The organism is Massilia rhizosphaerae, assembly GCF_016093545.1.
Classification (GTDB): Bacteria; Pseudomonadota; Gammaproteobacteria; order Burkholderiales; family Burkholderiaceae_D; genus Telluria; species Telluria rhizosphaerae.
The window spans coordinates 96,329-118,520 of record NZ_JADKYX010000014.1; the positions used below are offsets into that span (position 1 = coordinate 96,329).

General features: G+C 67.3%; 18 protein-coding genes. 15 read left to right on the forward strand and 3 right to left on the reverse strand.

All coding sequences use genetic code 11. The annotated features are described in order from the left end of the window. Nucleotides 1-108: 108 nt before the first annotated feature. Nucleotides 109-1,440 carry a sigma-54 interaction domain-containing protein gene (locus ISF28_RS19930; RefSeq protein ID WP_370663474.1) on the reverse strand — a complete coding sequence of 444 codons (1,332 nt, stop codon included), beginning with the start codon at nucleotides 1,438-1,440 and terminating at the stop codon, nucleotides 109-111. Between the two features lie 199 nt (nucleotides 1,441-1,639). Here ISF28_RS19930 and ISF28_RS19935 point away from each other — a divergent pair, with 199 nt between their 5' ends. From ISF28_RS19935 to cydX, 7 genes are read left to right on the forward strand one after another with little or no spacing between them, the layout of a single operon-like run. Further along, nucleotides 1,640-2,515 carry an MBL fold metallo-hydrolase gene (locus ISF28_RS19935; RefSeq protein ID WP_198118927.1) on the forward strand — a complete coding sequence of 292 codons (876 nt, stop codon included), beginning with the start codon at nucleotides 1,640-1,642 and terminating at the stop codon, nucleotides 2,513-2,515. Between the two features lie 29 nt (nucleotides 2,516-2,544). Continuing rightward, nucleotides 2,545-2,736 (forward strand): YgaP family membrane protein, encoded by a 192-nt coding sequence (locus ISF28_RS19940; RefSeq protein ID WP_198118928.1) that lies wholly within the window; start codon nucleotides 2,545-2,547, stop codon nucleotides 2,734-2,736. Beyond that, nucleotides 2,733-4,394 (forward strand): bifunctional protein tyrosine phosphatase family protein/NAD(P)/FAD-dependent oxidoreductase, encoded by a 1,662-nt coding sequence (locus ISF28_RS19945; RefSeq protein WP_198118929.1) that lies wholly within the window; start codon nucleotides 2,733-2,735, stop codon nucleotides 4,392-4,394. The genes ISF28_RS19940 and ISF28_RS19945 overlap by 4 nt, the downstream gene beginning before the upstream one ends. After that, entirely contained in the window at nucleotides 4,391-4,591 is a 201-nt protein-coding gene (cydP, locus tag ISF28_RS19950) for a cytochrome oxidase putative small subunit CydP (RefSeq protein ID WP_198118930.1), read from the forward strand. The genes ISF28_RS19945 and cydP overlap by 4 nt, the downstream gene beginning before the upstream one ends. A gap of 25 nt (nucleotides 4,592-4,616) precedes the next feature. Further along, entirely contained in the window at nucleotides 4,617-6,185 is a 1,569-nt protein-coding gene (locus tag ISF28_RS19955) for a cytochrome ubiquinol oxidase subunit I (protein ID WP_198118931.1), read from the forward strand. A gap of 10 nt (nucleotides 6,186-6,195) precedes the next feature. Beyond that, nucleotides 6,196-7,335 carry a cytochrome d ubiquinol oxidase subunit II gene (gene cydB, locus ISF28_RS19960; protein ID WP_198118932.1) on the forward strand — a complete coding sequence of 380 codons (1,140 nt, stop codon included), beginning with the start codon at nucleotides 6,196-6,198 and terminating at the stop codon, nucleotides 7,333-7,335. Nucleotides 7,336-7,349: 14 nt separating this feature from the next. Beyond that, the gene (gene cydX / locus ISF28_RS19965) at nucleotides 7,350-7,517 is read left to right on the forward strand and encodes a cytochrome bd-I oxidase subunit CydX (protein ID WP_198118933.1); all 168 of its coding nucleotides are present in this window, start codon (nucleotides 7,350-7,352) and stop codon (nucleotides 7,515-7,517) included. Between the two features lie 6 nt (nucleotides 7,518-7,523). Here cydX and ISF28_RS19970 read toward each other — a convergent pair whose 3' ends face one another. Then, nucleotides 7,524-10,052, reverse strand: a complete 2,529-nt coding sequence (locus tag ISF28_RS19970; RefSeq protein WP_198118934.1) for a cation-translocating P-type ATPase — start codon at nucleotides 10,050-10,052, stop codon at nucleotides 7,524-7,526. A gap of 187 nt (nucleotides 10,053-10,239) precedes the next feature. Between ISF28_RS19970 and ISF28_RS19975 the strand changes: the two genes are divergently transcribed. From ISF28_RS19975 to ISF28_RS19985, 3 genes are read left to right on the forward strand one after another with little or no spacing between them, the layout of a single operon-like run. Beyond that, nucleotides 10,240-10,908: a c-type cytochrome gene (locus ISF28_RS19975; RefSeq protein ID WP_198118935.1), complete on the forward strand. Its 669-nt coding sequence runs from the start codon at nucleotides 10,240-10,242 to the stop codon at nucleotides 10,906-10,908. Beyond that, a complete protein-coding gene (locus ISF28_RS19980) occupies nucleotides 10,905-11,792 on the forward strand; it encodes a c-type cytochrome (protein ID WP_198118936.1) in 888 nt (295 codons plus the stop codon). The genes ISF28_RS19975 and ISF28_RS19980 overlap by 4 nt, the downstream gene beginning before the upstream one ends. 8 nt (nucleotides 11,793-11,800) lie before the next feature. Further along, complete coding sequence (locus ISF28_RS19985; RefSeq protein WP_198118937.1) at nucleotides 11,801-12,193, forward strand: DUF302 domain-containing protein; 393 nt, start codon at nucleotides 11,801-11,803, stop codon at nucleotides 12,191-12,193. Between the two features lie 37 nt (nucleotides 12,194-12,230). Here ISF28_RS19985 and ISF28_RS19990 read toward each other — a convergent pair whose 3' ends face one another. Next, entirely contained in the window at nucleotides 12,231-13,232 is a 1,002-nt protein-coding gene (locus tag ISF28_RS19990; RefSeq protein ID WP_198118938.1) for a zinc-dependent alcohol dehydrogenase family protein, read from the reverse strand. Nucleotides 13,233-13,374: 142 nt separating this feature from the next. Between ISF28_RS19990 and ISF28_RS19995 the strand changes: the two genes are divergently transcribed. From ISF28_RS19995 to ISF28_RS31060, 5 genes are all read left to right on the forward strand, one after another. After that, nucleotides 13,375-14,310, forward strand: a complete 936-nt coding sequence (locus ISF28_RS19995) for a LysR family transcriptional regulator (RefSeq protein WP_229519223.1) — start codon at nucleotides 13,375-13,377, stop codon at nucleotides 14,308-14,310. A 30-nt stretch (nucleotides 14,311-14,340) separates the two neighbouring features. Beyond that, on the forward strand, nucleotides 14,341-16,833 hold the full coding sequence (locus tag ISF28_RS20000) for a glycoside hydrolase family 31 protein (RefSeq protein ID WP_198118939.1): 2,493 nt from the start codon (nucleotides 14,341-14,343) through the stop codon (nucleotides 16,831-16,833). A gap of 252 nt (nucleotides 16,834-17,085) precedes the next feature. Further along, nucleotides 17,086-18,936 (forward strand): EAL domain-containing protein, encoded by a 1,851-nt coding sequence (locus ISF28_RS20005; RefSeq protein ID WP_198118940.1) that lies wholly within the window; start codon nucleotides 17,086-17,088, stop codon nucleotides 18,934-18,936. Between the two features lie 72 nt (nucleotides 18,937-19,008). Continuing rightward, entirely contained in the window at nucleotides 19,009-20,595 is a 1,587-nt protein-coding gene (locus ISF28_RS20010; protein ID WP_198119001.1) for a methyl-accepting chemotaxis protein, read from the forward strand. Further along, nucleotides 20,582-22,183: a methyl-accepting chemotaxis protein gene (locus ISF28_RS31060; RefSeq protein ID WP_198118941.1), complete on the forward strand. Its 1,602-nt coding sequence runs from the start codon at nucleotides 20,582-20,584 to the stop codon at nucleotides 22,181-22,183. The genes ISF28_RS20010 and ISF28_RS31060 overlap by 14 nt, the downstream gene beginning before the upstream one ends. The last annotated feature ends 9 nt before the right edge of the window (nucleotides 22,184-22,192 follow it).

The following is a 22,192-nucleotide window of genomic DNA, read 5'->3' on the forward strand; positions in this document are numbered from 1 at the left end:
TGTCGAGAATCTCTCGAAAAATCACCACGAAGGATTGTGCTCGCCCTTCGATAGCCCTTCCATAACGAAATCCATCAGCGCCCGCGCGAAATCCCGTGGCCCGCCGCGTCAATCCAGGGCGGCCGCCTTCAGCCGCCGGTACAGGCTGCGCTCGCTCATGCCGAGCGCCGTGGCGAGTTCCTTGCGCGATCCCTTGAAACGCCTGACATAGTCCCGGAAACCCGCATCGTCGCCCGGTTCGGCGGGCGGCGGAGGGGGCGCCGCCACGTCGAGATGCAGATGGTCGGGACGGATTTCGCCGTCGTCGGCAAACAGGCGGGCCCGTTCGAGAACGTTGCGCAGTTCGCGAATATTGCCCGGCCAATCGTGCGCCATCAGCGTGGCCAGCGCGGCGCTCGACAGGTGCATGCGCTTGCCGGTGACGCTGGCGCTGCGTGCGAGCAGCGACTCCACCAGCATCGGTATGTCCTCGCGCCGTTCGCGCAGCGGCGGCAGGCGGATCGGGAAGGCGCTGATCCGGTAGTACAGATCCTCGCGAAATGCCTTGTTCTCGACCATCTCGCGCAGCGGCTTGTGGGTGGCCGCGACCAGCCGGAAGTCCGCCTGCAGCGTCTCGACGCCGCCGACGCGCCGGTACGTGCCCGATTCGATCAGGCGCAGCAGCTTGACCTGCATCGACAGCGGCACGTCGCCGATCTCGTCCAGGAACAGGGTGCCGCCCTGCGCCGTCTCCACCAATCCGGGCTTGCGATGGCTGGCGCCGGTAAACGCGCCGCGCTCGTAGCCGAACAGTTCGCTTTCGAACAGCGTTTCCGTGAGGCCGGAACAGTCGACGACGACGAACGGGCCGCGCGCCCGCGCGCTCTCCTCGTGCACGGCGCGCGCGAACAACTCCTTGCCGGTGCCGGATTCGCCCAGCAACAGCACGGGCAGGTCCGAGGGCGCCACCCGCCGCAACTCGCCGAGCACGCGGTTGAAGGCGGGCGAACTTCCCACCAGTCCCTTGCCGCTCGGCTGGGCGGAGGCGTGGCGCACCGTCTGCAGGCGCTCGACGAAGCCTACCACACGGTGGCCCGCATCGACGATGGGCCGCAATTCCACGTCGACGTGCTCCGGGCCGCGCGGCGTGTGATGGATGTGCAGCACGCGGTCGGGCGCGTGGGTGGCGAGCGCGTTGCGCATCGGGCAGTGTTCGCCGGCCTGGTCGCACGGGCGGTCGTAGTGGTGCGACATGGCGTAGCACTTGGTCCCGACATACGGCTTGTCGGCCGCCCCGAACTGGCGCTGGTAGGCCGTGTTGGCCGCCAGTATTTCGTAGTCCGTGTTCATGACGATCGTGGGGGCCGCCTCGTGGTCGAGATAGGAAATCAGGGCTTGCACTTCCGAAGCCTGGAGGACGTCGTGCGGGGTGTTCATGGGGAACCTGTCGGGGGAGGGCATCGCGCCCATTCTGCCTCGTTCTGCCACGACTGCCAAGTGGCAGTCGGAAACTGCCAATTCTGCCAACAGAGGCGGCCGCTTCCTTCACTGAGCCGCGATGTCATCGAAATTTTCCTGAAAATTCAACGGCTTGGCGGCGGATGATGGCATGGCACGGAATTTGTATAGAAGGGAGTGACTAACCCTGAAGGAGACTGTCATGAGCAAGATACATGTCGAAGGCATGTTCGACCCCGCCACCAGCACGATCAGCTACATCGTCATGGACGAGGCGAGCCGCCACTGCGCGCTCGTCGACAGCGTGCTCGACTACGACCCCAAGTCCGGCCGCACGTCGACCGCCAGCGCCGACCGCCTGATCGAACGGGTCCACGCGCTCGACGCCAAGGTCGACTGGATCCTCGAGACGCACGCGCACGCCGACCACTTGTCGGCGGCGCCTTACCTGAAGGAGCGGCTGGGCGGGCGCATCGCGATCGGCGAACACATCCGCAAGGTGCAGGACGTGTTCGGCAAGCTGTTCAATGCGGGGCCGGGTTTCGCCCACGACGGCAGCCAGTTCGACCATCTGTTTCGCAACGGCGAGGAATTCATGATCGGCACCCTGGAAGCGGTGGCGATGCACACCCCCGGCCATACGCCAGCCTGCCTGACCTATGTCGTGCGCGACGGCGACGACCTGGCCGCCTTCGTCGGCGACACCCTGTTCATGCCCGACTACGGGACGGCGCGCTGCGATTTCCCCGGCGGCGACGCGCGCACGCTGTTCGCCTCGATCAACAAGGTGCTCAGCCTGCCGGGCCGCACGCGCCTGTACATGTGCCACGACTACCAGCCGGGCGCGCGCGAGGTCCGCTACGAGACGACCGTCGAGGAAGAGCGCACGCACAACATCCACGTACGCGACGGCATCAGCGCGGAGGAATTCGTCGCCATGCGCAACGCGCGCGACGCCACGCTGCCGATGCCGGTCCTGATCCTGCCCGCCGTGCAGGTCAATATGCGGGCCGGCGGCCTGCCGGAGCCGGAGGACAACGGCGTGCGCTACCTGAAGATTCCCCTCAACGCCATCTGACCCATCTGACCACGTACAAGGAGAGCATCATGAAACGCAATGAAGGTACGCTCGACCGCGCCGCCCGCATCGGTGCCGGCGCCGGATTGATCGGTCTGCACCTGGCCGGCGTGCTGGGCCCCTGGGGCTGGATCGGCATCGTGCCGCTGCTCACCGGATTGGTGGGGAGGTGCCCGTTGTACCGCCTGCTCGGCATCGACACTTGCAGGCTCGGGTCATGAACATCAAGCACTTGAGCGCGGCGCTGTCCGTCGCGCCGCAGATCGCGCCGGCCGACGTGCCGGAGATCGCCGCGGCCGGTTACAAGGCGATCATCTGCAACCGCCCGGACGGGGAGGGGGCCGACCAGCCCAGCTTCCGCGAAGTCGAGCTGGCGGCGCAGGCCGAAGGGATCCCGGTGCGCTACCTGCCCGTGATCCCGGGGCAATTGAGCGATGCGCAGGCCGGCGAGTTCGGCCGCCTGCTGGACGAGTTGCCGAAGCCGGTGCTGGCCTACTGCCGCACCGGCATGCGCAGCGCCAGCCTGTGGGGCCTGTCGCGCGGCGGCAGCATGCCGCCGGCCGAGATCCTGGCCCGCGCCGGCGAATGCGGCTATGACCTGAGCGCGCTGGTGCGCCGCATGGTGGCGCCGGACAGCCGGGTCGATTTCGTCGATGCCGTGCACCAGGTCGTGATCGTCGGCGCGGGCGCGGCGGGGATCGCGGTGGCCGCGAGCCTGCGCGCGCGCGACCCGGACCTCGACGTCGCGATCATCGATCCGGCCGACGTCCATTACTACCAGCCGGGCTGGACCCTGGTCGGCGCCGGCGTGTTCGACGCCGGCGAGACCGTCCGCGCAGTCGGGGCGCTGGTGCCCCGCGGCGTACGCTGGATCAAGTCGGCCGTGTCGCATTTCGACCCGGAGCGCGACACCGTGGTGCTGGAAGGATGCCGCCGCGTGCGCTACAAGCAACTGGTGGTATGCCCGGGCCTCAAGCTGGACTGGGGCGCCATCGCCGGACTCGAGGACACCCTGGGCGCCAACGGCGTGACGTCGAACTACCGCTTCGATCTCGCGCCCTACACCTGGGAGCTGGTGCAAAGCTTCCGGGGCGGCACCGCGCTGTTCACCCAACCGCCGATGCCGATCAAATGCGCGGGTGCGCCGCAGAAGGCCATGTACCTGTCGTGCGACGCCTGGCGCCGGCGCGGCGTGCTCGACCAGGCGGACGTCCGCTTCGAGACCGCCGGCACCGCGCTGTTCGGCGTCGCCGACTACGTGCCTGCGCTGATGGACTATGTGCGCGCCTACGGGATCAGCCTCGATTTCGGCCGCCGCCTGACGGCGGTGGACGGCGCGTGCCGCGTCGCCACGTTCGCCGTCGCGGCCCCGGACGGCGAGCGCGTCGAGCAGGTGCCGTTCGACTTCCTGCACGTGGTGCCGCCGCAGGTCGCCCCGGACTTCATCCGCGCCAGCCCGCTGGCCGACGCGGCGGGCTGGGTCGACGTCGACCAGTCCACCTTGCGCAGCAAACGCTATCCCAACGTGTTCGCGCTGGGCGACGCCGCCAACACGCCCAACGCGAAGACCGCGGCCGCCGCGCGCAAGCAGGCGCCGGTCGTCGCCCACAACGTGCTGTTCGCGCGCGGCCGGGGCGCGCGCGAGGCCCGCTACGACGGCTACGGCTCCTGTCCGTTGACCGTCGAGCGCGGCAAGATCGTGCTGGCCGAGTTCACGTACGGCGGCAAGCTGGCGCCCAGCTTCCCGTCATGGCTGCTGGACGGCCGCAAGCCGTCGCGCCTGGCCTGGCTGCTGAAGGAACGCATCCTGCCGCCGCTGTACTGGCAGGGCATGCTGCGGGGCCGCGAATGGCTGGCGAAGCCGGAGATGGTGGGATGACCACGCTGTTCCGCAGCCGCAGCCGCGGCCTGCACCGCGCGACCGGTCTGCCGCTGGCGGCGGAAATCGCCATCGTGCTGGCGGTCAAGGTGACGCTGCTGTTCGCGCTGGCGCACCTGTTCTTCGCCGAACCGGAGGCGAAACACATGCGGATGGATCCCGCGCGGGTGACGCGGCACCTGCTCACAACACGATAAACGCAAGCAATCGGAGGTATGCGCAATGTCTGTCATCGATGAAGTGGTCGCGCTGTCGCGGCTGCAGTTCGCCGTCACGGCGCTGTACCACTTCCTGTTCGTCCCGCTCACGCTGGGCCTGTCCTGGATCCTGGTGATCATGGAATCCGTCTACGTCATGACGGGCAGCGCGGTCTACAAGGACATGACGCGGTTCTGGGGCAAGCTGTTCGGCATCAACTTCGCCATGGGCGTCGCGACCGGCATCACGCTCGAATTCCAGTTCGGGACCAACTGGTCGTACTACTCGCACTACGTCGGCGACATCTTCGGCACGCCGCTGGCGATCGAGGGCCTGGCCGCGTTCTTCCTGGAGTCGACCTTCGTCGGCCTGTTCTTCTTCGGCTGGGATCGCCTCAGCCGGCGCCAGCACCTGCTGGTGACCTTCCTGGTCGCGCTCGGCTCCAACATGTCGGCGCTGTGGATCCTGATCGCCAACGGCTGGATGAACAACCCGGTGGGCGCCGCGTTCAACATCGACACCATGCGCATGGAACTGGTCAGCATGACCGACGTGATCTTCAATCCGGTGGCCCAGGTCAAGTTCGTGCACACGGTCGCCGCCGGCTACGTCACGGCCTCGATGTTCGTGCTGGGAATCTCGGCCTGGTATCTGCTGCGGGCCCGCGATACCGCGTTCGCCCTGCGCTCGTTCGCCGTGGCGGCCGGGTTCGGCCTCGCGTCCGTGCTGTCGGTGATCGTGCTGGGCGACGAGTCGGGCTATACGGCCGGCGAGGTCAACAAGGTCAAGCTGGCGACCATCGAAGCGGAGTGGGAAACCCAGCCGGCGCCGGCCAGCCTGACCCTGTTCGGCATCCCGAACGAGCAGGCCCGGCGCACCGACTACGCGATCAAGCTGCCTTGGGTGCTGGGCTTGATCGGCACCCGCTCGACGGACGGCAAGGTCGTCGGCATCGCCGATCTCAAGCGCGAGCACGAAGTCCGCATCCGGCGCGGCATGCAGGCCTACGCGGACCTGGCGCGGCTGAAGTCGGGCGACCGCTCGCCCGCGGCGGTGGCGGCGTTCGAAGCGACCAAGGCCGATCTCGGCTACGGCCTGCTGCTGAAGAAGTACACCGACAAGGTGGTCGACGCGACGCCCGCCCAGATCGCGCGCGCCGTCGACGACACCATTCCGCACGTGCTGCCGATGTTCTGGGCGTTCCGCCTCATGGTGGGCCTGGGCTTCCTGTTCCTGTTCATCTTCGGCGCGTCGTTCTACTTCCTGGTGCGGCGCCGGCTGGCGCCCCAGCGCTGGCTGCTGCGGCTGGCCGCGCTCGCGATCCCGCTGCCGTGGATCGCGGCCGAACTCGGCTGGGTGGTGGCGGAGTACGGCCGCCAGCCCTGGACCATTGCCGGCGTGCTGCCGACCCACCTGTCCGCCTCCACGCTGACGCCCGGCAACCTGTATTTCAGCCTGGCCGGCTTCGTCGGCTTCTACACGTTCCTGCTGGTGGTCGAGATGACGTTGATGGTCAAGTACGCGCGCCTGGGCCCGAGCAGCCTGCACACGGGCCGCTACCACCGCGAGCAGGGCGCCGGCCAGCCCACTTGAGGAGAACGACATGATCTTCGATTACGAAACCTACAAGCTCATCTGGTGGGCGTTCGTCGGCGTGCTGCTGGTCGGCTTCGCGCTCACCGACGGCTTCGACTTCGGTGTCGGCATGCTGCTGCCCTTCGCCGGGCGCAACGACGGCGAGCGGCGCGTGCTGATCAACGCCATCGGCCCCACCTGGGAAGGCAACCAGACCTGGTTCATCACCGCCGGTGGCGCCACGTTCGCGGCCTGGCCGCTGGTCTACGCGACCGCGTTCTCCGGCTTCTACGTGGCGCTGATGGTGCTGCTGTTCTCCCTGTTCCTGCGCCCGGTGGGGTTCGACTACCGGGGCAAGGTGGCCGATCCGCGCTGGCGCTCGGCGTGGGACTGGGGCCTGTTCGCGGGCGGGCTCGTGCCGCCGCTGATCTTCGGGGTCGCGTTCGGCAACCTGCTGCTGGGCGTGCCGTTCCGCTACGACGAATCGATGCGGGTCGCGTACTACGGCAGCTTCTTCGGGTTGCTGAATCCGTTCGGCCTCGTGGCCGGCCTGGTGTCGGTGCTGATGCTGCTGATGCATGGCGCGGCCTTTGCGCTGGTCAAGACGGAAGGCGAGGTCGCCGCGCGGTCACGCCGCATCGGCATCGGCGCCGCGCTCGGCACCGCGCTGCTGTTCGCCGCCGCCGGCTTCTGGGTCGCGCACCTGCCGGGCATGCGCATCGACGCGATGCCGGACCCGAACGGCGCCTTCACGCCACTGGCCAAGACCGTGACGGTGGCGGACGGCGCGTGGATGGACAACTATGGCCGGTGGCCGGCCATGATGGCGTTTCCCGCGGCCGGCGTCGGCGGCGCCCTGCTGGCGGCGCTGTGCATGGGGCTGCGCCGGCCGCGCCTGGCCTTCGGCGCCAGCGCGCTGGCCGTGGCGGCCATCATCGTGACGGCCGGCGCCGCGCTGTTTCCGTTCATCCTGCCGTCGTCGCTGGATCCGCGCAGCAGCCTCACCGTCTGGGACGCCGTGTCGAGCAAGCGCACGCTGGGATTGATGTTCTGGATGGTGCTCCTGTTCCTGCCCATCATCGTCGCCTACACCGCCTGGGTCTACCGGATCATGCGGGGCAAGGTGACGCTCGACTACATCCGCGAGAACGAACATACGTCGTACTGAGAAAGGAGAGCACCATGTGGTATTTCAGCTGGATCCTCGGCGTGGGCCTGGCGCTGGCGGCGGGCATCATCAACGTGTTGTGGCTGGAGGCGAACTACGCCTTCGGCCGGCGCGAAGCGAGCGTGACGGAGACGCGCTTTTCCGAAGCGCGCGAGCAGGAGCGGCGCAAGCGGCGGCGCTGAAGAGGCTCAGCGCGTGCCGGCCCGGCCCGGACGGCGGATCGCGTTCACCCCTTCGAACCAGGCGACGGCGAGCAGCGACGCGCCGGCGGCGGCGGCCAGCATCCGGACCGGCGGCAATGCGAACGCGAACAGCCGCGCGACCTCCGGGATGGCGAGCACGACCGCGAGCAGGATCGACGTCGCGATGGCCATCCAGTCGAAGTAGCGATTGGGCGCGCGCTTCATCCGCCACGGCGCCGCGTCCCAGCGGCGGTTCGCGTAGATGAGCCCGATGTTGGACAGGACCAGCACCGCGAACGTCATGGCGCGCGCGACGTCGGCCGAATGCGCCGCACGGCTGCTCCACACGTAGACGCCGCACAGCAGGGCCAGCAATCCCGCGCCCTGCGCCAGTCCCCTGGCCAGGACGGCGGTGTCGAACAGGCGGTCGTCGGGGCGGCGCGGCTTGCCGCGCATCGTGTCCCGTTCCGGTTCCTCGGCCTCGAACACGAGCGAGCAGCTCGGGTCGATGATCAGCTGCAGGAACAGGATATGCGCCGGCATGAGTATCAGGGGCCATCCCAGCAGGACCGGGAGAATCGACAGCCCGACGATCGGCACGTGCACCGCGACGACGAACGTGATGGCCTTGCGCAGGTTGGCGAAGATGCGCCGGCCGTAACGCACCGCCGTGACGAGCGACGTGAAATCGTCCTTGAGCAGCACCAGGCCGGCCGCCTCGCGCGCGACGTCGGTCCCGCGTCCGCCCATCGCCACGCCGATGTGGGCGGCCTTCAGCGCCGGCGCGTCGTTGACGCCGTCGCCGGTCATCGCGACGATGTCGCCCTGGCGCCGGAACGCCTGCACCAGCCGCAGCTTGTGCTCGGGTTGGACGCGGCAGAAGATGTCGGTGGTCGCCAGCCGCGTCGCCAGCGCGTCGTCGTCCAGCGCGGCCAGTTCGGGGCCGGTCATCGGATTCCCGTCCGCCGCCAGGCCGGCCTGGCGGGCGATCGACAGGGCGGTACTCGGGTGGTCGCCCGTGATCATCACGACGCGGATGCCCGCCGCGCGGCACTCGGCGATGGCATGCGGCACGTCGGGCCGCACCGGATCTTCCAGGCCGACGAGGCCGAGGAACCGGAAATCGAAATCGTGCTGGCTCGCCGGCAGATCCCGCGCCGGGAAGACCGCACGCGCCACCCCGATGACGCGCATGCCGCCGGCGGCCATGCGCGCCACCTGTGCGGCGATCCGCTCGCCCTGCGCGGCGTCCAGGTGGCACAAGTCGACGATCGCTTCCGGCGCCCCCTTGGCGGCGATCATGCGCGTGGCGGTATCGGGCGATTGCCACACGCGCGACATCGCCAGCATGTCGCGCGAGAGCGGGTAGTCGTCGACGAGGGCCCAATCCCCGTGCAGGTGTTCGGAATCGGCCAGCAGCCGTTGGCCGGCGTCGACGATGGCCGTCTCCATCGGATCGAATGCGCGGCGGTGGCTGGCCAGCACGGCGTATTCAAGCAGGCCGTGAAACGCTTCCGGGAACATGGCGTCCGCCGTTGCCGCGACATCGTATTGCGCGCCATCGCACCAGAGTTGACGGACGACCATGTGATTGGTCGTCAAGGTGCCGGTCTTGTCGACGCAGAGGACCGTCGTGGCCCCGAGCAGTTCGACGGCCGGGACGTTTCTCGCCAAGACGTTTTCGCGGGACAGGCGCCAGGCGCCGAGTCCGAGGAACAGCGTCAGGACGACCGGCAATTCCTCGGGGATGATCGCCATGGCGAGCGTCAGGCCGGCCAGCAGGGCATGCAGCCAGTCGCCGCGCAGCAAGCCGTAGCCGAGCGCCAGCAGCGCCGCCAATGCGAGACCCGCCAGCGCCACGACTTTCACGATGTGCCGCGTTTCGGTTTGGATGGGCGTGCTTTCTCCACCCAGGTTCGCGAGGGACTTGCCGATCCTGCCCAGGGCGCTGCGTTCGCCGGTGGCGACGACCTCGCCGCGCGCGGTGCCTTGCGTCACCAGGGTTCCCGAGAAGACGCTGCCGCCGGCATCGTCGCCTGGCGCCGCGTGCTTGGCGACCGGCGCGGACTCCCCGGTCAGCATCGACTCGTCGACCATCAGGTTCGACGATTCGTGCAACCGGATATCGGCCGGCACGCGGTCGCCTTCGGCCAGGAGGACCGTGTCGCCGCGCACCAGCTCGCGCCCGGGAATCCTGCGCGGCCGGCCGTTGCGCACGACCAGGGCGCGGGGGCTCGAGAGATCGCGCAATGCGTCGAGCGACCGCTCGGCGCGGCGCTCCTGGAAGAAGGTGATGCCCATCACGACGAACACGAAGCCCAGCAGCATCAACGCTTCCTGCCGGTCCCCGAGCAGCATGTAGATGGCGCCGCAGGCCACCAGCAACAGGAACATGGGCTCGAGCACGATATCCCGCAGCAGGCGCAGCATGCTGCGCGGCCGCGATGCCGGCAGTTCGTTGGGGCCGTCCTGGCGCAGCCGCCGTGCCGCCTCCTCGTCGTCAAGGCCGGGGCGCTGGCCGGGCAATGTGTCCATCTACTCGCTCCGCATGCATGTCGGCTCCTTGCGTGGTGCATTCGACGATAGCATCTTCTCCGCACGCACGGTGTCGCATAGAATCTACTCGAATACATTATATCTTTTGACGATATATAATTCGATATACAATTGGCGAAAAGCCGAGCCTCGGCTGGACACGCCTTGGGAGAGGGGAGACAACATCATGCGACGACGCTTCAGGAAGTTCACACCGGTGTGGACAGGAATGGCCGTGCTGGCACTGTCGGGGCCCTTGACGCCGGCATTGGCCCAGATGAAGGGCGACGGTGCCGCGATTGCGGCCAAGGGAACGCCTGCGGGCGCGCTGGCCTGCATGACGTGCCACGGCACCCAGGGCGAAGGCAACGCGGCGGCCGGGTTTCCCCGGCTGGCAGGCTTGCCCGCCCAGTATCTGGCCGCGCAACTCGACAGCTTTGCGGCGGACAAGCGCCAGAACCCGATCATGGGGCCGATCGCCAAGCAACTCGATGCGGCGCAGCGCCAGGCCGTCGCGGGTTACTACGGCGCGCTCGCGCCGGTTGCCGCGCCCGCGTCGCCGGAAGGCGGGGCGCTGCGACAGACCGATACCGGCGCGTGGCTGGCGCTGCGCGGGCGCTGGGACCACGACCTGCCGGCCTGCGTGCAATGTCATGGACCGGGCGGCACCGGCGTCGGGGCGGCCTTTCCCGCGCTCGCCGGACAGTCGAGCGCCTATATCGCGGCCCAGCTGCACGCGTTCAAGAACGGCACGCGGCCGGGCGGTCCGCAGGACCTGATGAAGGCCGTCGCCGGCAAGCTGTCGGACGGCGACATCACGGCGGTATCCAATTACTTCGGCGGGGCCAAACCATGAAAACGTTCGTACTTTCCCTGATGGCGGCGACCGCGCTGGCCGGCGCCTCGATTGCCGCCGATGCGGCGGCCCAGGCCAAGGCCGAAGCCAAGCCGGTCCCGTTCACGCCGCCCGCCGCCGACAGCATCCCGGACGACGAGTTCGGCAAAGTGGTCAGGCGAGGGGAGCAAATCTTCGTCAACACGCAGGAGAATGCCCGCAAGTACGTCGGCAACAGCCTCAATTGCGTCAATTGCCACCTGGACGCCGGACGCAAGGCCAATGCCAGCCCGTTGTGGGCGGCCTACGTCGCCTATCCGGCCTACCGCAGCAAGAACAAGCACGTGAACACGTTCGCCGAGCGCTTGCAGGGCTGCTTCAAGTTCAGCATGAACGGCAAGGCGCCGGCGGCCGACGACGAAGTCCTGGTCGCACTCGAGACCTATGCCTACTGGCTTGCCACCGGCGCGCCGGTCCGGCAGGCCGTGGCGGGACGCGGTTATCCGAGCGTGCCGAAGCCCGCGCAGGCGCCCGACTATGCGCGCGGCCAGAAGCTCTACGCCCAGCACTGCGCGCTGTGCCACGGCGCGAACGGCGAAGGGCAGGCGAGCGGCGGCAAGACCGCCTTTCCGCCGCTGTGGGGACCGAAGTCGTTCAACTGGGGTGCCGGCATGCATGACGTCAAGAACGCCGCGGCCTTCATCAAGGCCAATATGCCGCTCGGCCTGGGCGGCACCCTCAGCGACCAGGAAGCCTGGGACGTGGCCATGTTCATGGACAGCCACGAGCGGCCCCAGGATCCGCGCTTTGCCGGCTCGGTGGCGGAAACCCGCAAGAAATTCCACGACGAGCCGACCTCGATGTATGGCATGACCGTGAACGGACACGTTCTCGGCAGCAAATAGGAGGACATATGACTCAGCGATATGGCTACGGCAAGACGGTACGGTGCGGCTTCGACGAGGCGGTGAATCTGGTCATCGAGGCGCTGCAACGGGAAGGCTTCGGCGTCCTCAGCGACATCGACGTCGCCGCGACCCTGAAGAAGAAACTCGGGGCGGACATGCCGCCTTACCGCATCCTCGGCGCCTGCAACCCGCCGCTGGCGCAACGGGCGATCGCGGCCGAGCCGTCGATCGGGTTGCTCCTGCCTTGCAATGTGCTCGTGCGGCAGGACCCGGCGGGTGCCGTGCACGTCGAGGTGATGAACACCGAGACGGTCCTGCAACTGGTCGACAAGCCGGAGATCGCGGCGCTGGCCACGGAGGTACGCGAGCGTCTCGACAGGGTGCTTCGCGCGATCTGAGCCGGACGACGCCGGACCGGATCGCGCGTCGTCCGCGTCAGGCGATCGAGACCACCAGCTTGCCGCTCGCCTTGCCGTCCACGAGGTCGCGATGGGCGGCGTTCGCGTCGGCCAGGGCGTACTCGGTGGGATCGACGCGCACCGTGATCTTGCCGGCTTCGACGAGGCGAGTGGCTTCGCGCAGGATGGCTCCGTGGGCGGCGCGCCCCTTGCCGCGGATGAGCGGCAGCAGGGTGAACACGCCGGAATAGGTCGCCGCCCGGAAGGACAGCGGGGCCAGCGCATGCGTGCCCCATCCCAGGCAGCTGACCACGTGGCCCCCGTACAGGCGCGCGGCGCGGAACGACGCATCCAGGGTCGCGCCGCCGACGGTGTCGTAGACGATGTCGAATCCTTCGCCATCGGTGTAGCGGTCGACGTAGTCGTCCACGCTGCTGGCCCTGAAATCGATGGCGGTCGCGCCGTAGCCTTCGATGGCGCTGCGCTGGCGCGCTTCGCCGGTCGCGTAGACCTCGGCGCCGAACGCCCGCGCGATCTGCACCGCGATGTGGCCGACGCCGCCGGCGCCGCCGTGCACGAGCACCTTCGCGCCCGCCCCGACCTGGGCGCGGTCGACCAGGCCTTCCCAGGCCGTGATGAAGACCAGGGGCAGGGCGGCCGCTGCGCGCATCGACATGTTCCGCGGCTTGTGGGCCAGCAGGTCGGCGTCGACGGCGGCGTACTGGGCCAGGGAGCCCTGCACGCCGGCGATCCCGCCGGTCATGCCGTAGACCTCATCGCCCGGGCGGAATCCGGCGACGCCCGCGCCGACCGCTTCCACGACGCCGGCCATGTCGATGCCGAGGATCGCGGGGAGGACGGCGCGTGCGTGATCGGCCTTGCCCGCCGCGATCTTCGTGTCCAGCGGGTTCACGCCGCTCGCTGCGATCCGGACCAGGACCTGGCCGGGACCCGCCACGGGGCGGTCGATTTCGGCCAGGACCATCGGCTCGCCGAAGGCGCGCAGGACGACTGCTTGCATGGTTGTTGCGGTATTCATGATCACTCCTTTCAATCGGTGTGACCCAGTGTAGGGGCCTTGCGCGTCCGGAAAAACCGGGCAGTCGGCGATGCAGTATTCCGGATTCGGAAACAATCGACATCCGCTGCTACAATGCCCGGCCATCGTGACACGACTTGGGATGAACAGCATGGATCGCCTGGATGCGTTGAAAGTCTTCTGCAGTGTCGTCGACGCGGGCGGGTTCAGGCGCGCCGCCGACCGCCTCGGCATATCCACGACGTCGGTGACGAACCAGGTGGCGGCGCTGGAAGCGCGCTTTCGCGTGAAACTGCTGCACCGGACCACGCGCAGCATGTCCGTCACCGACGAGGGACGGCAGTGTTACGAAAGCGCCATGCGCCTGCTGGCGGACATGAACGAGCTGGAAGACGTCCTGCGCCACTCCACCGCGGCCCCGAGCGGCCTGTTGCGGGTCGACATGCCCGGCATCATCGGCACGCAGATCGTCTCCCCGGCGCTGCCGGGCTTTCTGCGCAACTACCCGGAAGTCACGGTGCGCATGAGCGCCAACGACCGGCTGGTCGACATGGTGGAAGAAGGCATCGACGTGCTGGTCAGGATCGGGAACCTGGCCGACTCCCGTCTCGTGGCCCAGACCCTGGCCGGCACGCGCTACGTCTGCTGCGCGGCGCCGGATTACCTGGCGCGGCGCGGCCGGCCCCAGTCGCCGGAAGACCTGGACCACTTCGACTGCCTGAATTTCCTCTACCCGAAGTCGCGCCGGGTCCGGCCCTGGTATTTCCAGCGCGACGCCCAGGTCACCTCGCTCGCGCCGCGCGGCATCTTCGTCTCCGACCACGTCGAAAGCTTGATCGGGGCAGCGGTGGCGGGTGGCGGCATCATCCAGGTGCTGTCGATCTCTGTGCAGGACCGGATCCGACGCGGCGCCCTGGTGCCGCTGTTGACCGAATGGACGGCGCCGGGCCCCGACGTGGCGGTGCTGTTCCAGCAGCGGCACCTGCGCGCCGCCAAGGTGAAGGTGTTCGTCGAGTTCCTGCACGCGGTCTTCCGGATGCGCTGCCGCGATCAGCCCGCGCGCCAGGAAATGATATAAACGCGAATACCGACCGATCAGGAGACCAGTATGCAGGACCACGTCCTCAAGCAGGGCATCGCCGCCGTCGCGCTGGCGCTGTCCGTTCTCGCCGCCGCGCCGGCCCAGGCGCAGCCGGCGACCATCGGCGCCCAGGACGACGGCATGATTGTGCGCCAGGGCAGCCTGCGCATCCGCGTGCGCGCCCTCACGGACGACATCCTGCGCGTGACGATGGGCGCGGCGGGCACGCTGCCGGAAGACGCCAGCTGGGCCGTGCCGGCCGACGTGCGCGCACGCCACGTGCACGTGCAGGCGAGTCCGACCGGGTTCGCCACGCGCACGCTGCGCGTCGACCTGCGCGACGGCCGGCTCGTGGTGAGCGACCTGGCCGGCAAGGTCATCTCGGCCGACGCCATCGATCCCGTCAAGGTCGACGGCCACGCGTTCACGCTGCGCAAGCAGATGCCGCAGGCCGAGCATTATTTCGGCCTCGGCGACAAGACCGGTGGCCTGGACCGGCGCGGCAAGAGCTTCGTCGACTGGAACACGGACGCATTCGGCTTCGGCTCGGCCGACGACCCGATCTATAAATCGATCCCGTTCTTCATCGGCGTCGGCGGCGCCGGGGGCAGCTACGGCGTCTTCCTCGACAACACGTACCGCAGCTGGTTCGACTTCGGCCACCGCGAGGACGGCGTGCTGGCATTCGGCGCGCCGGACGGTCCGATCGACTACTACCTGATCCACGGCCCGTCGACGGCCGAGGTGGTGCGCCGCTACACCGACCTGACGGGCAAGGCGCCGCTGGTCCCGCGCTGGGCCCTGGGCTACCAGCAGTCGCGCTACAGCTATATGTCGGCGGACGAATTGCGCGGCGTCGTCGCGCGGCTGCGCGCCGAACGCGTGCCCACCGACGTCGTCTGGCTCGACATCGACTGGCAGGACCGCAACCGGCCGTTCACCGTCGACAAGAAAGCGTTCCCCGACATGCCGGGCCTGATCCGCGACCTGGGCCGCCAGGGCATCAAGCTGATCACGATCACCGACCTGCACGTGGCCAAGGTGGAGCAGGGCTATGCGCCCTACACCAGCGGCGCACAGGGCGACCATTTCGTGAAGAACGCGGACGGCACGACGTATGTCGCGCCGGTGTGGCCCGGCCCGTCCGTGTTCCCCGACTTCACGCGGGCGGCCACGCGCGACTGGTGGGGTGGCCTGTTCAAGGAGCAGGTGCGGTGGGGCGTGGCCGGGTCGTGGAACGACATGAACGAGCCGGCCATCTTCAATACGCCGACCAAGACCATGCCGCTGGACACGCGCCACCGCATCGACTCCGACGATTTCGCGCCGCGCACCGCCGACCACCGCGAGATCCACAACGTGTACGGCATGCAGAACACGCGCGCCACCTACGACGGGCTGCGCAAGCTGGCGCCGGGCGAGCGCGCCGTCGTGATGACGCGCGCCAGCTATGCAGGCGGCCAGCGCTATGCCGTCACCTGGACCGGCGACAACAGCGCCACCTGGGACCACCTGAAGTTGTCGGTCCAGCAGATCATCAACCTGGGCCTGTCCGGCTTTTCGTACGGCGCGGCCGACGTCAGCGGCTTCACGGGCGGACCGGCCCCGGACCTGCTCACGCGCTGGTTCGAGATCGGCGCGTTCTACCCGCTGTTCCGCGACCACTCGGCCAAGGGCACGCCGCGCGTGGAACCGTGGGTCGACGGCCCCAAGCACCTGGCGATCCGCCGCAGGTACGTGGAGGAGCGCTACAAGCTGATGCCCTACCTGTACGCGCTGGCCGAGCAGAACGCACGCACCGGCGACCCGATCCTGCGGCCCGTGTTCTACGACTACCCGTCGGCGCTGAACCTGTCGTGCGACCAATCGTGGACGTTCACGCTGGGCCGCGCGCTGCTCGTGTCGCCGCCGCCGCATCCCGAATCGCCCCAGTCCTACCGCACCTGCCTGCCGGAAGGCGGCTGGTTCGATTACTGGACGGGACTGCCGGTCGGCCAGCCGGCGCCGGCCGCGCAGGACCAGGTGATCCAGTCCGCCACCCAGGCCACGGGCGAGGCGCACGGCGGCGGTTCGTTCGTGACCGAGACGGTGCGCCTCGCGCACCTGCCCGTGTACGTGCGGGCGGGCACGATCCTGCCGCGCCAGAACGTCGTGCAGTCCACGGCCGACACGCCGCGCGGCCCGCTGATGCTGGACGTGTACCCGGGCCCCGACTGCACCGACGAGCTGTATCTCGACGACGGCCATTCGATGGACTTCGAGAAGGGCGGCTACCTGCGCCAGGCGGTGAGCTGCACGGTGCGGCCGGACGGCGTCGCCATCGAGTTCGGCCCGCGCGAGGGCCGCTTCGCCCCGTGGTGGCGCCGGCTGGCCATCACCGTGCACGGCTGGCAGGGCAAGGCCGACGTGCGCGCCGGCGGGCAGGCGCTGGCGGGCCGCGTCGATCCGGCCAGGCGCACGGTGAGCTTCATGCTGGACGATGCGGCGCACCCCGCGACGGTGGTGGTGCGGCGGCAGTGACAGGACAGGCCGCGCCCGAATGTTGCAGCCAACGGATAAGCGTGCGGGATTGGGATAGCCGCGAAGGATCGTGATCGAGAGAATCCGTATGTACAGGCCGTTTTTTGGCATGTCAACTTTGCGGATTGCTCGATGAACCGGTATTCCAGTCTTCCCATGGAGAACCCTCATCCGGTCACTCGGCAAACAGCACTTGTCCAGAAGGGTGACATGCGGCGCGTAGAAAGCGGTATCGGGCAAATGGAACAGGTCATGAAAGACAAGGCCTGGGACATCGTGAGGCAGTTTTATACGGAGCTGTCACGGCTGCCGAAGTCCAGGCGTATCCTGGACATCCTGTCCGAGGACGAGTTGTTGCACTTGCAGGCGCACCAGGCGCAAAACCTGCAACGCTTGGCCGGACTGCAACCGGACGATACCCGCGGACATGAAGCCATTGCCCTGGACGTCGGGCGCATTCACGCCATTGTCGGATTGGACCGGGACGAGCTGGCAAACAGCCGCAGCATCCTGATGGAGGTCATCTACCGCCTCGTCAAGGACGACGTGTCGCTGGAAGCCATGGCCGTCTACAGCCAGTGCCTGTCGCAAGACCTGGCCTACCAGCTCAAGGCCTATCAGGACCTCGCGGACTCGCAACAAAGTATTTTGCTGGAAATTACCAAGGCCGCCTGGTGTGCGCAAAACTATACCGACCTCATCCAGCAGGCCGTCAGCATCCTCGCGAATCACTACGACATCGGCGTCTGTGCCATCGGACGCCCGGACGAGCAGGGCGTTTTTCATTTCGAGCACGTCGAGAGCCGATCGAACAAGGTCGCGCCGAACGTCATCAGCGCGTTGGATCCGCCTCCCGTCGTCCATGCCGACGATCCGTCGGGCCAGGGGCCGACAGGCCGGGCCTGGCGTAGCGGCAAGATCGAGCGCGTCCTGAATTTCAAGACACAAACAAGCCCGCACGGTATCCAGGCCATGGCGCTCGGCCTGCGCTCGTGTGCGGCCATTCCCTTGCGCTCCCCCGATCAACCGATTTCATTCGCCGTATTGCTATTGTTCAGCGTGTACCCCGGCGGATTCATCGGCAAGCTCCAGGAAACCTTTATCAACCTGATACAGAGCATCCTGGGCAGCGCGATCGCACGGCTCAAGATCGAAGACAATTACACGCCGGTCGTTTCCCTGCTGGACCGGCAACACATATCGGCATTGCTCCATTCCGATGCCCTGCAGTTCCACTACCAGCCGATACTCGACCTGCGTTCCGGCAGCGTGACCAAGGTGGAAGCCCTGGCCCGCTTGATGAACGACGACGAGATCCTGGCACCCGACACGTTTTTCGCGGCCTTGTCGCCGGACGATTTTCTGGAATTGTATGTGCGCGGCTTGAATCGCGCGCTGCTGGATCGCCGGCGCTGGCTGGAGCAAGGTATCGAATTGGACGTGTCCTTGAACCTGCCGCCGTCGGCAATGAACGACTGCCGTTATCTGGAAGCGACCCGCCACGCACTCGCGGTTCACGCATGCCGCCCCGAACGGTTGACACTGGAAATGCTGGAAAACGAATCCCTGGGCCCGTACGACAACCAGCAGACGCTGTTATCGCAGTTCAAATCGCTGGGCGTGCAGTTGGCGCAGGACGACTTGGGGTCGGGGCATAGCGGACTGACGCGCTTGCGCACGCTGCCGTTCGACGGCATCAAGATTGACCGCGGCATCGTCAAGACCCCGGACGGCGCCAGGGACATCGGCAACGCCCGGGATGCGTTGCGCTTCGCCTATCAATTGACGCGGTTGGGGCATTCGCTGGGCAAATGGGTGGTCGTCGAAGGCATCGAGAATCCGGAGATGCTGGAAGCGATGATGATACTGGGCGTGGATGCGGTGCAGGGCTACACGGTGGCCAGGCCGATGCCGGCCGACCGCTTGCCCGAATGGGTCGACGCGCATGCCGGGGCGCCATTCGTCCACGCGCTCGACGGCGTATTGCCCCGCCTGGCCAAATCCATCATTTGCGAAGAGCGTTTGTCCATCGTTCAGCTGCATCGCCAGAACGCCAGGAAGGCCGCCCCGGCCCGGCCGACACGCACGGCACCCGGTACGTAACGAACACACACCCGATTGAAGATCTGCCTGAACGACGTTCGCGTGCGGTCATTCAAGAAAGCGACCAACAGCATGCGTAAAAACCTGCCCGTAACCGATATCCAGTACCACATGGAGGATGGCAAGCCGATCGTGTCGAAGACCGATCTCAAGGGAAAAATCACCTACGTCAATCCGTATTTCATCGAAGTCAGCGGATTCAGCAAAGAGGAATTGATCGGCGCGCCGCATAACCTGGTGCGCCACCCGGACATGCCGCCCGAAGCGTTCGAAGACTTGTGGAAGTCCATCAAGGCCGGCCAGCCGTGGACCGGGATGGTGAAGAACCGGCGCAAGAACGGCGACTTCTACTGGGTCGTGGCCAACGTGACCCCCGTGATGGAAAACGGCCGTGCGAGCGGCTACATGTCGGTCCGTACCAGGCCGAGCCGCGCGCAGGTCGAGGCGGCGGAGCGGGCTTATCGAAGCATCGTTGCCGGCAATCCGGATCGCATCGCGATCCGCGAGGGACAGATCGTGCGTACCGGCCTGGCCGGCTTGATCCCGGCATTGAACGACCTGCCGGTGAGCGCGCACATCACCTTCGGGCTGCTGACGATCTGTGCCTCGTATCTCGGCATGGGCATCCTCGGTTTCGCGGCGTCGAGCGGCGGGACGGCGCGCGGATTCGCCGCTGCCGCCGCCTTCGGCGTGGCGGGCGCAGCGTCGCTGGGATACTTCCTCCACAAATCCGTGGTCGTCCCCTTGCGCGGCGCGATCCGTGCCGCGCGCACGATTGCCGGCGGCGATCTGACCAGCACGTTCGAAACACACCGCGGTGGCGATATGGGGCAATTGCTGCGGGCCTTGCAACAAATGAACGCCAATCTCCTGGCGATCGTCGGCGACGTGCGCACCAATGTCGATGCCGTGAACGTCGCGACCAGGGAAATTGCCGCAGGCAATATGGACCTGTCGGCACGCACCGAAGCGCAGGCCGCCAGCCTCGAACAAACCGCGTCCAGCATGGAAGAATTTTCCTCGAGCGCGAAGCTGAATGCGGACCATGCGCAGCGCGCCAACGAACTTGTCGAGTCCGCCTCGGCCGTTGCGGTCAAGGGTGGTCAAGCCGTGTCGAGGGTGGGCGCGACGATGGGCGGTATCAGTGCCTCGGCGAAGAAGATCGCCGACATCATCGGCCTGATCGATCGTATCGCGTTCCAGACCAATATCCTGGCGCTGAATGCCGCCGTCGAGGCGGCGCGCGCGGGCGAGCAGGGGCGTGGCTTTGCCGTGGTCGCCGCCGAAGTGCGGAGCCTGGCGCAGGGCTCCGCCGCCGCGGCCAAGGAAATCAAAGGGCTGATCGACGACTCGGTTGCGCGGGTCGAACTGGGGAACCGCCTGGTCGGCGACGCCGAGCACATCATGACGGACATCGTGGAGTCGGTGCGGCGCGTGGCCGGCATCATGCACGAGATCGCTTCCGCCAGCCGTGAGCAAAGCAGCGGCATCGACCAGGTCAACCGGGCCATCGGCACGATGGGCGAAGTCACTCGGCAGAATGCCGCGCTGGTGGAACAGACGGTCGCAGTGGCTTCCAGCCTGGAAGAGCAGGCAATGCAGCTGTCGCAGGCGGTGAGCGTATTCAAACTGGACGGAAAGAAGCATGAATATCACTAACCTGAAGATCGGCACGCGCCTTGTTGCCAACAATGTCGTGATGGGCCTCCTGCTGGTGGCCTGTATTTCCCTGGGCATCACCATGCTGGGCCGCGTCAATGGCGCGACTGCGATCATCGTCACGGACTCCGTGCCGAAGGCGGCGCAGGCGACGCAGGCGATGGGCGATATCAATGACATCGCGATTGCGTTGAGCAATATGCTGCTCAACGAGGATAGCGGGGAGAGGAACAAGCAGCAAGCGCACATCACGGAATCGCGAAAAGGCTTGCACGAAAAACTCGCCTATCTGGAGCGAACGGTCGATCTGCCGAAAGGCAAGGCACTGTTGCGGAAAGCGCTGGACGCCGATGCGCAATACGCGGCCTGCACCGACCGGTTGCTCACGCTGCTTGCCGCCGATACGCCGGACGCGCAGAAGGCTTACCTGAACCAGAAGTTTGGCCCGGCATTGGCCGCGTACAAGGCCGCGATCAACGACATCATCGGATTCGAGGTGGAGCGCATGAACGCGTATAGCGAACGTGCCGCGACGACCCATGCGACCAGCCGCCTGATGATGCTCGGCCTGGGCGCTGCGGCGTTGCTGTTCGCCGCTGTCATGGGCATCCGGATCACGCTCTCGATCACCCGTCCGCTGAAGCAGGCGCTGACGCTGGCCAATACGGTTGCCGCGGGCGACCTGACCAGCCGGATCGACGTCCGGACCACGGAAGAAACCGGGCAGCTCCTGCAGGCGTTGAAGAACATGAACGATAGCCTGGTGAAGATCGTGGCTCAAGTGCGCAACGGCACCGGGGCGCTTGCCAGCGCCTCCAGCCAGATCGCCACCGGCAATCTCGATTTGTCCTCGCGCACCGAGCAGCAAGCGAGCTCGCTGGAAGAAACCGCTTCCTCGATGGAAGAATTGACGTCGACCGTCCGGCGCAACGCCGACGACGCGCGCGAGGCAAACGGCCTGGCGCTGTTGGCCTCCGAAACGGCGGTCAAGGGTGGGGCGGTGGTGCTGGAGGTCGTCGAGACGATGAGTTCGATCCACGACTCGTCCAGGATGATCGTGGACATCATCGGGGTGATCGATGGGATTGCGTTCCAGACCAATATCCTGGCGTTGAACGCGGCGGTGGAAGCGGCGCGCGCCGGCGAGGCGGGGCGTGGCTTCGCCGTGGTGGCCGCCGAAGTACGAACGCTTGCGCAACGCAGCGCGGTCGCGGCCAAGGAAATCAAGGCGCTCATCGACAATTCGGTGGGAAAAGTGGACGCGGGAAGCAAGCTGGCGGAACGGGCGGGCGCGGCGATGGAAGAGATCGTCGACAGCGTCAAGCGCGTCGGCGGGATCATGGGCCGGATCACCGCCGCCGCGCAGGCGCAGACGGCCGGGATCGAACAGGTCAACCAGGCCATCGGGCAGATGGACCACGTCACGCAGCAGAACGCGGCGCTCGTGGAGGAAGCGGCAGCGGCGGCCCAGTCCATGCAGGACCAGGTGGCGACGCTGGCGGATGTCGTCAGCGTATTCAAGCTTGATGCGCCGGCGCCACGCCTGGCCATTGCGACGCCATTGCTCGGCGATCAGCCCTGCAAATAGGAAAATTTT

Excerpts from the sequence above, each read along its gene's own strand:
- ISF28_RS19930 (WP_370663474.1), bottom strand. The coding sequence starts at position 1,440 with ATGCCCTCCCCCGACAGGTTCCCCATGAACACCCCGCACGACGTCCTC.
- ISF28_RS19935 (WP_198118927.1), top strand. The coding sequence starts at position 1,640 with ATGAGCAAGATACATGTCGAAGGCATGTTCGACCCCGCCACCAGCACG.
- ISF28_RS19940 (WP_198118928.1), top strand. The coding sequence starts at position 2,545 with ATGAAACGCAATGAAGGTACGCTCGACCGCGCCGCCCGCATCGGTGCC.
- ISF28_RS19945 (WP_198118929.1), top strand. The coding sequence starts at position 2,733 with ATGAACATCAAGCACTTGAGCGCGGCGCTGTCCGTCGCGCCGCAGATC.
- cydP (WP_198118930.1), top strand. The coding sequence starts at position 4,391 with ATGACCACGCTGTTCCGCAGCCGCAGCCGCGGCCTGCACCGCGCGACC.
- ISF28_RS19955 (WP_198118931.1), top strand. The coding sequence starts at position 4,617 with ATGTCTGTCATCGATGAAGTGGTCGCGCTGTCGCGGCTGCAGTTCGCC.
- cydB (WP_198118932.1), top strand. The coding sequence starts at position 6,196 with ATGATCTTCGATTACGAAACCTACAAGCTCATCTGGTGGGCGTTCGTC.
- cydX (WP_198118933.1), top strand. The coding sequence starts at position 7,350 with ATGTGGTATTTCAGCTGGATCCTCGGCGTGGGCCTGGCGCTGGCGGCG.
- ISF28_RS19970 (WP_198118934.1), bottom strand. The coding sequence starts at position 10,052 with ATGGACACATTGCCCGGCCAGCGCCCCGGCCTTGACGACGAGGAGGCG.
- ISF28_RS19975 (WP_198118935.1), top strand. The coding sequence starts at position 10,240 with ATGCGACGACGCTTCAGGAAGTTCACACCGGTGTGGACAGGAATGGCC.
- ISF28_RS19980 (WP_198118936.1), top strand. The coding sequence starts at position 10,905 with ATGAAAACGTTCGTACTTTCCCTGATGGCGGCGACCGCGCTGGCCGGC.
- ISF28_RS19985 (WP_198118937.1), top strand. The coding sequence starts at position 11,801 with ATGACTCAGCGATATGGCTACGGCAAGACGGTACGGTGCGGCTTCGAC.
- ISF28_RS19990 (WP_198118938.1), bottom strand. The coding sequence starts at position 13,232 with ATGAATACCGCAACAACCATGCAAGCAGTCGTCCTGCGCGCCTTCGGC.
- ISF28_RS19995 (WP_229519223.1), top strand. The coding sequence starts at position 13,375 with ATGAACAGCATGGATCGCCTGGATGCGTTGAAAGTCTTCTGCAGTGTC.
- ISF28_RS20000 (WP_198118939.1), top strand. The coding sequence starts at position 14,341 with ATGCAGGACCACGTCCTCAAGCAGGGCATCGCCGCCGTCGCGCTGGCG.
- ISF28_RS20005 (WP_198118940.1), top strand. The coding sequence starts at position 17,086 with ATGAAAGACAAGGCCTGGGACATCGTGAGGCAGTTTTATACGGAGCTG.
- ISF28_RS20010 (WP_198119001.1), top strand. The coding sequence starts at position 19,009 with ATGCGTAAAAACCTGCCCGTAACCGATATCCAGTACCACATGGAGGAT.
- ISF28_RS31060 (WP_198118941.1), top strand. The coding sequence starts at position 20,582 with ATGAATATCACTAACCTGAAGATCGGCACGCGCCTTGTTGCCAACAAT.